We start from the raw sequence: 12,610 nt of genomic DNA, 5'->3' as shown, positions 1-12,610 counted from the left end.
ACGCCCTCTCCCGGAACGGGAGAGGGCGAATTCCCGGTCGGAACTTTACCGCCGGAACAGGAACTCGCGGCCGACCTTCACGCGGCGCTCGCCGTCATACTCGATGATGTCGGCGGTCGCGTAGGTCTCGGTCCAGCGTTCGGGCAGGTAGCTGCCGGTGCCGATGATGTCCACCGGCGCGTTGGCTTCCGCCATCAGCCGGCACTTGGCCGGGCCGAAGCCGCTGCTGGCGACGATCTTCACCGCCGGGAAGCCGGCATCGTCCAGCCTTTCGCGAACATAGTGGATCGCCGCCGCCGACACGCCGGTGCCGATCAGGTAGCGCAGCTGCGTTTCGTCGCGATAGCCGCGGATGGCGTGCGGCGCATGGCGCTCCAGCACGGCGTAGGAACCGGGCGGGTCCAGCCCCTCGACGAACCGGCCGCCGGGGGTGTCGAGCCGCAGCGACAGCTTGCCCTGGGCGGCCAGTTGCGGGAAGCGGCGGCAGACCTCCAGCCCGTCGGTGATCTCGCGGCCGAAATAATCGACCAGGACGGTCAGGCCGAGCTCAGGGAAGGTCTCGTGAAACATCTCCGCCGCGCGCACGGTCGATCCGGCATATCCGATCAGGGCGTGCGGCATGGTGCCCATGCCCTTCTCCTGACCGAAATAGGGGGCGGTGGCGTCGGTGGCGTTGCCGATGAAGCCCTTGGCCCCGACCTTGCGCTTGGCCCGGTCTGACCCGACGGAGGCGGCATAGGCCATCATCTCCGCCATCTCCGTCCCGGCGCAGTGGCGGGCATCCATGGCGAGGAAGGCGACCTTCGGCAGGTCGGCGCACATGGTGAAGGCGTTGTAGGCGGCGACGCTGGCCGGACCCAGCTTCTGCAGCAGGATCGTCTCGCAATCGACCAGATGGTAGAAAGAGCCGGTGATGTACATGATCGGCTCGCCGGCGCCGACCCATTTGCCTTCGGGGTAGTTCAGCTCGATCTGGAAGCTGGTGTTGCGTTCACGCGCCACCGACTCCAGCCACTCCACCGCAAGGCGCGGGGCGCAGACCACGGGACGTCGCATAAAGATGGCGTAGGTGACGGTCTTGTCGCCGAACTTGCCGACCGCTTCCTTGGTGCGGCGGAAATAGGTGTCCGTCCAGTCGGGAACCGCGGCGGAGGACGGGAGAAGAGCCGTCGGCCCCTGTCCGGCCTTCCGGCTGCCGGCCGCTTGGTTGCCAGCTGAACGGTTGTCGGTGTCGCTCATACCCGTCACCCTCGCCTTTCGCCCCAGTCTGCATATGCGTCTGCACATGAGTCCACGCATCGGTCTGCGCATGGTGTTCAGTGCTTCGTCGTCGATGGCCCGGCCCCTCGGACAGGGCAGCCGGCCGGTTGTGTTGGAATCCCAGCATTATACGTCCCGGCCGGACGGGGGAAGAGGCTTCCCGTCCGCCCAACCCCCGGCGGATGGCTGCGTTGCGTTTTCCGCGGGAAACCGGATTGCGGCCATCACGGAATACATCGACTGCCGCCAAAGGCCACGTCCCAAGTCCGCAGTCGAATTCCGGCCGCCCATCGACAATCAAAGAAAAAATCCAATAAAATACCTTTATTTGACCTACCACTTCCGCGCTTTTAAGGTTTCACGCACCGGTTCGTCGGCAACATCCAGGCAGAGCGGAATGAGCAAGGCAGCAATGTCCGCGGAATTGGAATTCGCCGAACCCGATAGGAACGGCCTGCCCTCCTTCGATGGCACCGGAAACCGGATCGTCCTGGCCTTGCTGGGGCTGATGCTTGCCTTTGCCGGCGCCGGGGTCGGCGGCGTGCTGCTGCTGCGTCCGGCCCCAGCCCAGGGCGCCCATCCCCCGGCACGGGTCGAGGTTTCGCCGGCCGTCTATGCCGCCCTGCCCACCCTGACAATCACGCTGAACGACGGCCGCCGCCTGCAGGAACTGCGGCTGCGCGCCGTGCTGGAGTTCGATCCGGCAACCCCGATGGAGGCGGTGACACCCCACCTGCCGCGCATCGCCGACGCCATGGGCCGACGCCTGCTGGAGGTCGATCCGGCCGAACTGCGCGGGGCCGACGGGCAGGTCTACATCAAGGACGCGTTGCGCTACGTCGCCAACAAGACCATGCGCCCGCTGAAGCTTCGACAAGTCCTGATCCAGGACATGCTGCTGCGCTGAGGGCGCGCTTCCCAACGCCCCGCACCTCCCCATATGCTGCCGGTCCACAGTGAACAGGCTCCCGACCGTTCGCATTAAAGCCGTTCGGGGGAATTGTTTGTAGGATCAGGGTCCAGTTGCGGAAGGAGACGGCCGTGGCCGAGTTCGATTTCGACCTCTTCACCATCGGGGCGGGGTCCGGCGGCGTCGCCGCCAGCCGGCGCGCTGCGTCCTATGGCGCCAAGGTGGCGATCTGCGAGGGCAGCCGCGTCGGCGGCACCTGCGTGATCCGCGGCTGCGTGCCGAAGAAGCTGCTGGTCTACGCCGCCCAGTTCCGCGACGGTTTCGAGGACTCCGCCGGTTATGGCTGGAGCGCGCCCATGCCGTCCTTCGACTGGGAAACGCTGATCGCTCGCAAGGACAGCGAGATCGACCGGCTGAACGGCATCTACATCAACATGCTGAAGAACTCCGGCGTCACCCTGTATGAGGGGTTCGGCCGGATCGTCGACCGCCATACCGTGGAGGTGGACGGCAAGCGCTACACCGCCCGCAACATCCTGATCGCCACCGGCGGCTGGCCGACGCTGCCGCAGGTGGAGGGGATGGAGCATGCCGTGACCTCCAACGAGGCGCTGCATCTGGAAACGCTTCCCCACTCCGTTCTGATCGTCGGCGGCGGCTACATCGCGGTGGAGTTCGCCAGCATCTTCCGCGGGCTGGGCGCCGAAGTGACGCTGATGATCCGCGGCGACGATCTGCTGAACGGCTTCGACGACGACATCCGCATCGCCCTGGCGCAGGAAATGCGCAAGCGCGGCATCAATATCATCTCGCGCTGCAAGCCGGCGAAGCTGGAAAAGGGTGCCGGCGGCTATACCCTGACCGACCATATGGGCCGCGAGCATTCCGCCGGTCTGGTGATGGCCGCCACCGGCCGCCGCCCGAACACCAAGAACCTTGGCCTGGAAGAGGTCGGCATCGCCCTGGACGAGGCCGGCGCGATCCCGGTCGACGAGTGGTCGCGCACCTCCGTCGACAACATCTACGCCATCGGCGACGTCACCGACCGCATGGCGCTCACCCCCATCGCCATCGCCGAGGGCCGCGCCCTGGCCGAGACGCTGTTCAACGACAACCCGATGCACATCGGTTACGACAATGTGCCGACCGGCGTGTTCTCCCTGCCGCCGCTGGGCACCGTCGGCCTGACCGAGATGCAGGCGCGGGCGAACTATCCGAAGGTCGACATCTACAAGGCCGGCTTCCGCCCGATGAAGCACACCCTGTCCGGCCGGGACGAGCGGGTGCTGATGAAGCTGGTGGTGGACGGTGAAAGCCAGCGCGTGCTGGGCTGCCACATGATGGGCATGGACGCGCCCGAGATGATGCAGGCTCTGGCAATCGCGATGAACTGCGGTGCCACCAAGCGCGATTTCGACCGCACCATCGCGCTCCATCCCTCCACCGCGGAGGAATTCGTGCTGATGCGCGAAAAGGCGGAGCCGGAAAAGAAGATCTGAGTGGATAGCCCCACCGCAAGGCGGCGGTGGGCCGTCCGCAACGGGGCCATGTGTGGAATCCTCCGCTCATGGCCCCGTTGCATGCCAATAAGGACCGGAAATCCCTGGACCTTGGCCGATTGTGGTACCTACCATGGCGGCACGAACAATTTTCCCAGGGAATGGCTCCAAACATGCGTGGAATTTTTGCAGCGGCTGCCTGCGTTGCGGCGTTCGCCTCGGTCGGCGCGGCTCATGCTCAGACCAAGATCGGCGTGTGGGACGTCAAGATCGACAAGGACTGCGCCATCACGCAGGAGTGGAAGACGGATTCGAAGGACACCGCGACCATTGCCCTGGCCTATACCAACAAGGGCCAGGCGATGGTTCTGATCTTCGGCGATTCCGCCTGGAAGCTGAAGGAGAAGGAAGATCTCTCGATCTCCCTGTCGGTCGATAAGAAGTGGAGCGACAAGGTTCCGGGCGCCGCCATCGACAAGACGATGGCCGTCGTCGGCATCCCGGCGACCTCCAAGGCGATCGACGCCCTGATGAACGGCCGCGAGCTTTACATGGAGATCGACGGCAAGGGCGACGATTACGCCTACACCTATTACCTCGACGACACCCGCAAGGCGATCTCCGCCCTGGAAGCCTGCCGCGCCCAGGCGCAATAAGCCTCCCCGGCACTTATCGGTACTTGTCGGCCAAAAACGCCCACCCGGCTGTGAAAAACCGGGTGGGCGTTTTTGTTCCAGAACCAGCTTCTATACGGAAGGCAATTGTTTCCGCTGCCGTTGCGATCCATCCGGCATAGCACTCCGAAACAGGCATTCTTCCTGGAACGCTTCTAAAATTTCTCGGTTGAGGACATGAAGCGATCCGGTCCGGACCCGGTCGCGCCGATCCGCGGCCCCTGCAAGGCGGGCCATCTGACCCAGGAGGAATTCCTCGCATGTTCATGCACAACAAAAAGCTCATGTACACGGTCCGCGTGTCCGAGCCGAATCCGGTGCTCGCCAGCCTGATGCTTGAACAGTTCGGCGGCCCGCAGGGCGAGCTGGCCGCGGCCATGCGCTACTTCACCCAGGGTCTGGCCGATGAGGATCCGGGCCGCAAGGACCTGCTGATCGACATCGCGACCGAGGAACTGAGCCACCTCGAAATCATCGGCTCCATCGTGGCGATGCTGACCAAGGGCGCCAAGGGCAAGCTGGCCGAGGGGGCGGAGTCGACCGCCGACCTGTACGCCAACATCACCCAGGGCAACGGCAGCCACACCCTGTCGCTGCTGTATGGCGGCGGTCCGGCCCTGGTGAATTCGGCCGGACAGCTGTGGACCGGCGGCTACATCGACAGCATCGGCGAACCGACTGCCGATCTGCGCTCCAACGTCGCAGCGGAAGCGCGTGCGAAGATCATCTACGAGCGCCTGATCAACGTCACCGACGATCCGGGCGTGAAGGATGCGCTGGGCTTCCTGATGACCCGCGAGATCGCCCACCAGAAGAGCTTCGAGAAGGCGCTGTACGCCATCGACAACAACTTCCCACCGGGCAAGCTGCCGGGCAAGCCGGAATACACCGACAAGTATTACAACACCAGCCAGGGCGAGGGCGACATGCGCGGCCCCTGGAACCAGGGCGCCCAGTGGGAGTTTGTGGACGTCAAGATGGGCGACGCCCCGGTCAACGGCGGCGACGGCAACCCGACGGTCAAGCTCGCCGCGTCGGAACTGGCGGCGGTCAACGCGGTGGCGGCCCGCACCATGTCGAAGCCTGACGCCGATCCGCTGACCGGCGCCGACCTGGGCGCCGGGCCGGGCGCCGGCAAGACCAAGTCGACCACCGGGAGCTGATAACAGGCTCCTGCGGCATCGCCGTCCCCGTCATTGGGCAGGGACGGCGGCCTCCTCCTCGCGCCTGTGCAGGCCCATCAGCCAGATCAGCAGGCACAGGGCCGGAATGGCGCCGGCCATCGACAGCAGGAAGAAGCTGACCCAGTCCATCCGCTCCGCCAGCCAGCCCGACGACGCGCCGAACAGGTCGCCGCCCAGTTTGTACAGGCTGGACAGCAGCGCATACTGGGTCGCCGTGTAGGCGACGTTGCACAGGCTGGACAGGTAGGCCACGAAGGCCGAGGTCGCGATGCCGCCGCAGACATTCTCCACCGCCACGGTGACCGCCAGCATCGACACGTCGTTGCCGCTCCAGGCCAGAACGACATAGCCGAAGTTCGACACCATCTGCAGGATGCCGCCGATCATCAGGCCACGCAGGACGCCGACCTTTCCCACCAGCAGGCCGCCCAGCAGGCCGCCGGCGATGGTCGCCCACAGGCCGAACAGCTTGCTGACGTTGGCGATCTCGACCTTGGTGAAGCCAAGGCTGATGTAGAAGGTCGAGGACATCTGGCCGGCCAGCACCTCCCCCAGCTTGTAGCTGGCGATGAAGGCCAGGACGACCACCCAGCCGCGCCGCTCCATGAACTGGGCGAAGGGCGCCACCACCGCACCGTAGATCCAGGCGAGAAACACGGCGCTGCGGCCCGACAGATGCGGCCGGTGGCCCAGCCATTCGGCGATCAGTTTTTCGCGGGCGTTCGGAGGCGGCTCCTTCGGTTCGCGGCACAGCAGGACGGTCGCCATGCCGACCAGGACCAGCCCGGCCATCACCTCGTAGGCCGTGCGCCAGCCATGGAACTCGGCGATGTAGAGAGCGCCCGCCCCCGCCGCCATCATGCCGAAGCGATAGCCCAGCACCAGCACCGCCGCACCGGCGGCCTGCTGGTTTTCCTCCAGCACCTCGACGCGATAGGCATCGACCACGATGTCCTGGCTGGCGGAGCAGAAGGCGACCAGCACCGCGCACATGGCGGTCCACCACAGATCCTGCCCCGGATCGGTGCCGCCCAGCCCGAGCAAAGCTGCGATCAGCGCCGCCTGCGCCGTCAGCGCCCAGCCGCGCCGCCGCCCGAACAGCCGCGTCATCACCGGCAGGCGCAGCCGGTCGATCAGCGGCGCCCACAGGAATTTCAGCGCATAGGGCATGGTGACCAGCGCGAACAGGCCGATGTTGGTCCGGCTGACGCCCTGTTCGGTCAGCCAGACATTCAGCGTGGCGCCGGTCAGCGCCAGCGGCAGTCCTTCGGAGAAACCGAGGAACAGGATCGCCAGCACGCGCGGGTCGCGGTAGACCGCCAGGGCCTGCCCCCAGGAGGACAGGCGCGTTGTCCGCCAGGATGTCGGTTTCACCGGGAGGGCTCCTCTAGGGGGTGGTCCATCGCCCCCGATGTATAAAGGCCGCGGGCATCCGCCGCCAGCGGACCCTGCTTATCGCCCCCTGCTCATCGACGGAAAGCGCGAGGGCCCGACGCGAATTTCCTTTCATCTGAAATCACCCCCGGTGGCAGGCGGTCTATCCCCGCGGCACAGCATTGCCGGCAAGGGAGCCGAAACTATGGAAAAGTTTCCGCGAGTCGCGCTATAGAGTAGCTTCCACGGGGTTTGCCGCCGGTCGTTCGCCGCCCGCCCGGCCCCCGTTCCGCAATCGTCAAGGAAGAGCAGGCGCGTCATGGTCGAGCGTTGGACACCCGCCAGTTGGAGGACGAAACCGGCGAAGCAGTTGCCGACTTATCCCGACCTGTCCAAGGTCGAGGCGGTCGAACAGCGCCTGTCCTCCTATCCGCCGCTCGTCTTCGCCGGCGAGGCCCGCCGGTTGAAGGCCAAGCTGGCCGAGGCCGCCGCCGGCCAGGCCTTCCTGTTGCAGGGCGGCGACTGCGCCGAGAGCTTCGCCGAGTTCCATCCCAACAACATCCGCGACACCTTCCGCGTCCTGCTGCAGATGGCCGTGGTGCTGACCTTCGGCGCCTCGATCCCGGTCATCAAGGTGGGCCGCATGGCCGGCCAGTTCGCCAAGCCGCGCTCGGCCGACATGGAGGCCATCGACGGGGTGGAGCTGCCGTCCTACCGCGGCGACATCGTCAACGGCTTCGACTTCACCAGCGACGCCCGCGTTCCCGATCCGGAGCGCATGATGCAGGCCTACACCCAGGCCGCCGCGACGCTGAACCTGCTGCGCGCCTTCGCCCAGGGCGGCTATGCCGACCTGCACAAGGTCCATCAGTGGACGCTGAGCTTCGTCGAGAAGTCCCCGGCCGGCGAGCATTTCCAGGAGCTGGCCACCCGGCTCGACGAGACGCTGGCCTTCATGGCGGCCTGCGGCATCACCGCGGAGACCACCCCGCAGATCCGCGAGACCGACTTCTTCACCAGCCATGAGGCGCTGCTGCTGCCGTTCGAGCAGGCGCTGACCCGCGTCGACAGTACCACCGGCGACTGGTACGACGTGTCGGCCCACATGCTGTGGATCGGCGACCGCACCCGCCAGCCCGACGGCGCCCATGTCGAGTTCCTGCGCGGGGTGAAGAACCCCATCGGCCTGAAGTGCGGCCCGACCACCGACCCGGACGAGCTGATCCGCCTGATCGACATCCTGAACCCGACCAACGAGGCCGGGCGCCTGACGCTGATCGTGCGCATGGGCTCCGACAAGGTCGCGGAGAAGTTCCCGCCGCTGCTGCGCAAGGTCCAGCGCGAAGGCCGCACGGTGGTGTGGTCCTGCGACCCGATGCACGGCAACACGATCAAGTCGACCACCGGCTACAAGACCCGCCCCGTCGAGCGGGTGCTGGCCGAGGCCAGAGGCTTCTTCGAGGTGCATCAGGCCGAAGGCACCCATGCCGGCGGCGTGCATTTCGAGCTGACCGGCCAGGACGTGACGGAGTGCACGGGCGGCGCCCAGGCGATCACCGATCACAATCTGGCTCTGCGCTACCACACCGCCTGCGATCCGCGCCTGAACGCCAGCCAGTCTCTGGAACTGGCGTTCCTGCTGTCGGAAAAGCTGAAGGAAGGCCGCCAGTCCCGCGAGGCCCGGCGCCGCGCCGCGGTGGCTGCCGAATAAGGCATCCGCCGAAAAGGTCCGGCCAAAAGAAAAGGGGGCGTTTCCGCCCCCTTTTCCATGTCCCGGTTATTGCCCAGGTTACCGTTCGATTTCCTTGTTCCAGCGCTGGTTCCAGTCCGGGCGCTTCTCGTTGATGACGTCCCAGTCCACCGTGACGGCGTTCTTCATGTAGCCCTGGAACTTGTTCATCTCGTCGGCGACATCGGCCGGCGGGGTGACCTTGGTGTTGGACGGGATCTGCGCGCCGTACTGCAGGGCGGCGAGCTGCGCCTCCGGCCCGAGCAGATAGGCGGCCAGCTTCTGCGCGGCCTCGTTGTCCGGGTTCTTGGCGACGACGCACTCGCCGACCATCAGCACGACCGAGCCTTCCTTGGGCTGGGCGTATTCCACCGGAATGCCCTTGGCCTTCAGGCTGCCGACGCCGGTCGGGGTCAGCGGGAAGATAGCCGCCTCGTTGGTCTGCACCATCTCGGCAATCTTGGCGGAGCTGGGGATGTACTCCAGCACGTTCGGGCCGATGGTCTTGCGCCAGGTGGTGAAGCCCGGATCGACGTTGCCCTCGGTGCCGCCCTTGATGCGGTTGTACATCAGGAAGGCGTGCAGGCCGAAGGAGCTGCTGGCGGCCGACTGGACGACGATTTTGCCCTTGTACTTGGGATCGGCCAGATCCATCCAGCTGGTCGGCGGCGCCCAGCCCTTCTCGTCGAACATCGCCTTGTTATAGGCGAGGCCGGTCATACCCATGTTGACGCCGACCGCCATGTCGCCCTTCAGGCGCGCGGACTGGTAGACGTCGTTCAGCACCGGCGAGCTGTCCATCTTCTGGCATAGGCCCATGCCGATGGCGCGGTACATCAGCCCGTCGTCGAGGAAGACGACGTGCATCTGCGGGTTGTCCTTCTGGGCCTGCAGCTTAGCCAGGATGTCGGACGAGGTGCCGGGAACCACCACCACCTTGATGCCGGTCGCCTTCTCGAAGGCGGGGAAGACGTTCTCGGTGTAGGTCTTCTCCATCGTGCCGCCATTCATGCCGATGTAGACCGTCTTGGTCTGGGCGGCGGCGGGGGTGGAGAGGGCGGCGGCGGCCGTGATGGCAACCGTGGCGAGACCGGTGAGCGACAGGGAACGCAAGGTGGGCATGCACGTCCTCCAATGGGCCAAGGGGAGAAGACTGGGGTGGGATCTTAAGCGGTCGGTGTGAAGCGGTCGATGCGGAAGGGCTCCAGCGGCATCGGCGTCTCGCCGGTCGTGACCAGTTCGGCCAGCGTCTGGCCGACGCCGGGGCCGATCTGGAACCCGGCGCCGGAGAAGCCGAAGGCATGGAACAGGCCGGGCGTGGTGCGGCTGGGTCCGATGATCGGGTTGCGGTCGGGCGTATAGCCCTCCACCCCGGTCCAGCAGCGGATGACATGGGCGTGGCGCAGCTGGGGAAACAGCTCCGCCGCGTCGCGCATCAGGGTCAGCACGGCGTCGCGCTGCGGCCGGGCGCGGTCGGCGTCCAGCGCGAAGCCGCGCCCGCCGCCGACCACCATGTTGCCGCGCGGCACCTGACGGCCATAGACGCCGCCGCCCTCCACCCCGATGTTGACGTCGAGGAAGCGGGGCAGCGGCTCGGTCACCGCCATGTTGGGATGGAGCGATTCCAGCGGCACCGGCTCGCCGAAGGCTTCCGCCACCCGCCAGGACCAGGCACCGGCGGTGTTCAGCAGGAAGCGGGCACGCACCTCCAGGGCGTCGCCGCTCAGCAGGACGAAGCGGTCGCCATCCTTCTCCACCCGGTCGACCGGCGTCTGTTCGCGCACCACAGCGCCCAGCCTGGCCGCGGCGCGGACGAAGGCGGGGGAGACGAGGCGCGGGTTGGCATGGCCGTCCTCCGGGCAGAGCGATCCGCCGATGGCCCGGTCGCCAAGCGCCGGCCAGCGCCGGCGGAACTCCTCGCCGGTGACGATCTCCAGCCCGAGGCCAAAGCCCTGGGTGCGCTCGCGGTAGTCGATCAGGGACGCAAGGTCGGGTTCGCTGCGCGCCAGCTTCAGATGGCCGGAGCGGATGTATTCGGCGTCGGTGCCCAGCAGCTCCGGCAGCCGGCCCCAGATGGCGTGGGCGCGCTGGGAGAGCGGCAGTTGCTCCAGCGGGCGGCCCTGCCGGCGCACGCCGCCGAAATTGACGCCGCTCGCCTTGGCGCCGCACCAGTCGCGCTCCAGCAGCGTCACCGACAGGCCGGCCTGCCGCAGGAACAGCGCCGCCGACCCGCCGACGATCCCGCCGCCGACGATGGCGACATCGCACTCGATCCGTTCCCGCATCACGCGACCTCCCGCCGCTCGGCACCGGCGGAGATCGGCAGCGGCTTGATCGGCGGCTGCGCCCTCAGGCGCCCCACCCCGTCGGGGCCGGTGCCGAGCGTACGCGACAGCAGCTCCGCCGTGGTGGCGCTGCACATGCGGCCCTGGCAGCGGCCCATGCCGGCGCGGGTCAGCGCCTTGGCGCGGTTCATCTCGCGGGCCTGCCCGCTGCGGGCGACCTCGCGCACCGCACCGGCGGTGATGCCTTCGCAGCGGCAGATCATCGTGTCGTCGGCAATCGCGTCGGCCCAGTCCGCCGGGAAGGGGAAGGCGGCCGACAGACTGCGGCGGAAGGCGGCGATGCGGGCAAGCCGCCCGTCCAGCTCCTTGACCCGCGCGGCGTCGACCGGCCGGCCGAGATCCTCCAGCAGGGCCAGCGCCGCGCGTTCGCCCGCCAGTTCAGCCGCATCGGCACCGGAAATGCCGCTGCCGTCGCCGGCGAGATAGAGGCCGGGAACCGAGCTGCGCCCCGCCCCGTCCCGTTCCGGCAGCCAGGCCCGGTCGGCCTCGTCGAAGCGGAAGCGGCAGCCGGCGAGGTCGGCCAGTTGCGTCTCGGACCGCAGGCCCAGCCCGAAGGCGACGGCGTCGCACGCGGTGCGCCGTTCCTGCCCGCGGGCATCGCGCCAGACCAGCGCATCGACCCGCTCCGCGCCCTCGGCGCGCACCGGACGGACGCCGTTGTGGATCGGCACGCCATGGGCGCGCAGCCAGCCGACGAACAGCAGCCCCTTTGCCAGCGTCGCCGGGTCGCGCAGCATGCCAGCGGTGGCACGGGCCTGGGCGGCGAAGGGCGTGGTGTCGAACACACCCGCCACCTCGACGCCGGCCTTCAGATACTGGTAGGCGACCAGATAGAGCAGCGGCCCGGTGCCGAGGAAGGCCACCCGCCGGCCGACGGCGCAGCCCTGGAACTTCAGCGCCACCTGCGACCCGCCGAGCGTGAAGACGCCGGGCAATGTCCAGCCAGAGAAGGGCAGCACGCGATCGGTGGCACCCGTCGCCAGGATCAGATGGCTGAAGGGCAAGGTGTCGCTCGCCCCGTCGCTCAGCAGGTCGAGCGCCCCGGCCTCGCAGTTCCACACCAGCGTGCGCGGCCGGTAGTCGACCCGGTCGCAGATCGCCGCCATGGCGCGGTGGACCGCGTCGGCCTTGCCGGCCTCGAACCCGTAAAGCGCGCCTTTCGGCCGGGTGAAGCCTCCATCGGGAGGCTGGCGGTAGATCTGGCCGCCCCAGCGTGCCGCCTCGTCCACCACCACCGGACGCAGGCCGGCGGCGACCAGCCGTTCCGCCGCGCGGATGCCGGCAGGACCGGCACCGACGATAACGGGAGGGAGAACTTCGCTCACGACGTCCACTCCCCGCCGCTCACAAGGCGCATGCCGTCGGCGATGAAGGTGCCGCAGGCGCGCAGCCGCTCGCCCTCCTCCGTCCGCACCCAGCAATCCTGGCAGGCGCCCATCATGCAGAAGCCGGCGCGCGGGCTGTCGGCGAATTCCGTCCGGCGCAGCCGGTCGCCGTTGGTGAGCATGGCCGTCAGGATGGTGTCGCCCTCGAGCGCCTCCACCGGACGCCCGTCGAGCGTGAAGCGGACCACGCGCCGGCCCTGTTCGGCCACACGCTGCAGCAAAGCCATGATGACTGGTCTCCGAAGAGAGG

At 67.6% G+C, this 12,610-nt stretch carries 11 protein-coding genes; 5 read left to right on the top strand and 6 right to left on the bottom strand.

Translation table 11 applies throughout. The features are described 5' to 3' along the window. Nucleotides 1–45: 45 nt before the first annotated feature. Entirely contained in the window at nt 46–1,239 is a 1,194-nt protein-coding gene (locus VH569_RS23860; RefSeq protein WP_423318477.1) for a nicotinate phosphoribosyltransferase, read from the bottom strand. Nucleotides 1,240–1,672: 433 nt separating this feature from the next. Between VH569_RS23860 and VH569_RS23855 the strand changes: the two genes are divergently transcribed. The 4 genes from VH569_RS23855 to VH569_RS23840 all read left to right on the top strand — a co-directional run bounded on the left by VH569_RS23855 (nt 1,673) and on the right by VH569_RS23840 (nt 5,506). Further along, nucleotides 1,673–2,167 carry a flagellar basal body-associated FliL family protein gene (locus VH569_RS23855; RefSeq protein WP_423318475.1) on the top strand — a complete coding sequence of 165 codons (495 nt, stop codon included), beginning with the start codon at nt 1,673–1,675 and terminating at the stop codon, nt 2,165–2,167. A 134-nt stretch (nt 2,168–2,301) separates the two neighbouring features. Beyond that, nucleotides 2,302–3,669, top strand: a complete 1,368-nt coding sequence (gor, locus tag VH569_RS23850) for a glutathione-disulfide reductase (RefSeq protein WP_423318474.1) — start codon at nt 2,302–2,304, stop codon at nt 3,667–3,669. 173 nt (nt 3,670–3,842) lie between these two features. Continuing rightward, nucleotides 3,843–4,325: a hypothetical protein gene (locus tag VH569_RS23845; RefSeq protein ID WP_376960981.1), complete on the top strand. Its 483-nt coding sequence runs from the start codon at nt 3,843–3,845 to the stop codon at nt 4,323–4,325. A gap of 278 nt (nt 4,326–4,603) precedes the next feature. Next, on the top strand, nt 4,604–5,506 hold the full coding sequence (locus VH569_RS23840; RefSeq protein ID WP_423318471.1) for a manganese catalase family protein: 903 nt from the start codon (nt 4,604–4,606) through the stop codon (nt 5,504–5,506). A gap of 30 nt (nt 5,507–5,536) precedes the next feature. Here VH569_RS23840 and VH569_RS23835 read toward each other — a convergent pair whose 3' ends face one another. Further along, a complete protein-coding gene (locus tag VH569_RS23835) occupies nt 5,537–6,901 on the bottom strand; it encodes an AmpG family muropeptide MFS transporter (RefSeq protein WP_423318469.1) in 1,365 nt (454 codons plus the stop codon). Between the two features lie 319 nt (nt 6,902–7,220). Between VH569_RS23835 and VH569_RS23830 the strand changes: the two genes are divergently transcribed. Beyond that, nucleotides 7,221–8,612: a class II 3-deoxy-7-phosphoheptulonate synthase gene (locus tag VH569_RS23830; protein WP_377810914.1), complete on the top strand. Its 1,392-nt coding sequence runs from the start codon at nt 7,221–7,223 to the stop codon at nt 8,610–8,612. 78 nt (nt 8,613–8,690) lie between these two features. On the opposite strand, the gene VH569_RS23825 is transcribed toward VH569_RS23830, so the two are convergent. From VH569_RS23825 to VH569_RS23810, 4 genes are read right to left on the bottom strand one after another with little or no spacing between them, the layout of a single operon-like run. Beyond that, nucleotides 8,691–9,752: an ABC transporter substrate-binding protein gene (locus tag VH569_RS23825; RefSeq protein ID WP_377810915.1), complete on the bottom strand. Its 1,062-nt coding sequence runs from the start codon at nt 9,750–9,752 to the stop codon at nt 8,691–8,693. A gap of 44 nt (nt 9,753–9,796) precedes the next feature. Then, entirely contained in the window at nt 9,797–10,915 is a 1,119-nt protein-coding gene (locus VH569_RS23820; RefSeq protein ID WP_423318467.1) for an NAD(P)/FAD-dependent oxidoreductase, read from the bottom strand. Continuing rightward, nucleotides 10,915–12,300 carry an FAD-dependent oxidoreductase gene (locus VH569_RS23815; protein ID WP_423318465.1) on the bottom strand — a complete coding sequence of 462 codons (1,386 nt, stop codon included), beginning with the start codon at nt 12,298–12,300 and terminating at the stop codon, nt 10,915–10,917. The genes VH569_RS23820 and VH569_RS23815 overlap by 1 nt, the downstream gene beginning before the upstream one ends. Then, nucleotides 12,297–12,587, bottom strand: a complete 291-nt coding sequence (locus tag VH569_RS23810) for a (2Fe-2S)-binding protein (protein WP_423318463.1) — start codon at nt 12,585–12,587, stop codon at nt 12,297–12,299. The genes VH569_RS23815 and VH569_RS23810 overlap by 4 nt, the downstream gene beginning before the upstream one ends. Between the last annotated feature and the right edge of the window lie 23 nt (nt 12,588–12,610).

It is taken from the genome of Azospirillum sp. 11R-A, from assembly GCF_049472615.1.
In the GTDB taxonomy this organism is placed as follows: Bacteria; Pseudomonadota; Alphaproteobacteria; order Azospirillales; family Azospirillaceae; genus Azospirillum; species Azospirillum palustre.
This window is presented reverse-complemented; position numbering and strand designations above follow the sequence as displayed.

Excerpts from the sequence above, each read along its gene's own strand:
- VH569_RS23855 (WP_423318475.1), top strand. The coding sequence starts at position 1,673 with ATGTCCGCGGAATTGGAATTCGCCGAACCCGATAGGAACGGCCTGCCC.
- VH569_RS23825 (WP_377810915.1), bottom strand. The coding sequence starts at position 9,752 with ATGCCCACCTTGCGTTCCCTGTCGCTCACCGGTCTCGCCACGGTTGCC.
- VH569_RS23860 (WP_423318477.1), bottom strand. The coding sequence starts at position 1,239 with ATGAGCGACACCGACAACCGTTCAGCTGGCAACCAAGCGGCCGGCAGC.
- VH569_RS23840 (WP_423318471.1), top strand. The coding sequence starts at position 4,604 with ATGTTCATGCACAACAAAAAGCTCATGTACACGGTCCGCGTGTCCGAG.
- VH569_RS23845 (WP_376960981.1), top strand. The coding sequence starts at position 3,843 with ATGCGTGGAATTTTTGCAGCGGCTGCCTGCGTTGCGGCGTTCGCCTCG.
- VH569_RS23830 (WP_377810914.1), top strand. The coding sequence starts at position 7,221 with ATGGTCGAGCGTTGGACACCCGCCAGTTGGAGGACGAAACCGGCGAAG.
- VH569_RS23820 (WP_423318467.1), bottom strand. The coding sequence starts at position 10,915 with ATGCGGGAACGGATCGAGTGCGATGTCGCCATCGTCGGCGGCGGGATC.
- VH569_RS23810 (WP_423318463.1), bottom strand. The coding sequence starts at position 12,587 with ATGGCTTTGCTGCAGCGTGTGGCCGAACAGGGCCGGCGCGTGGTCCGC.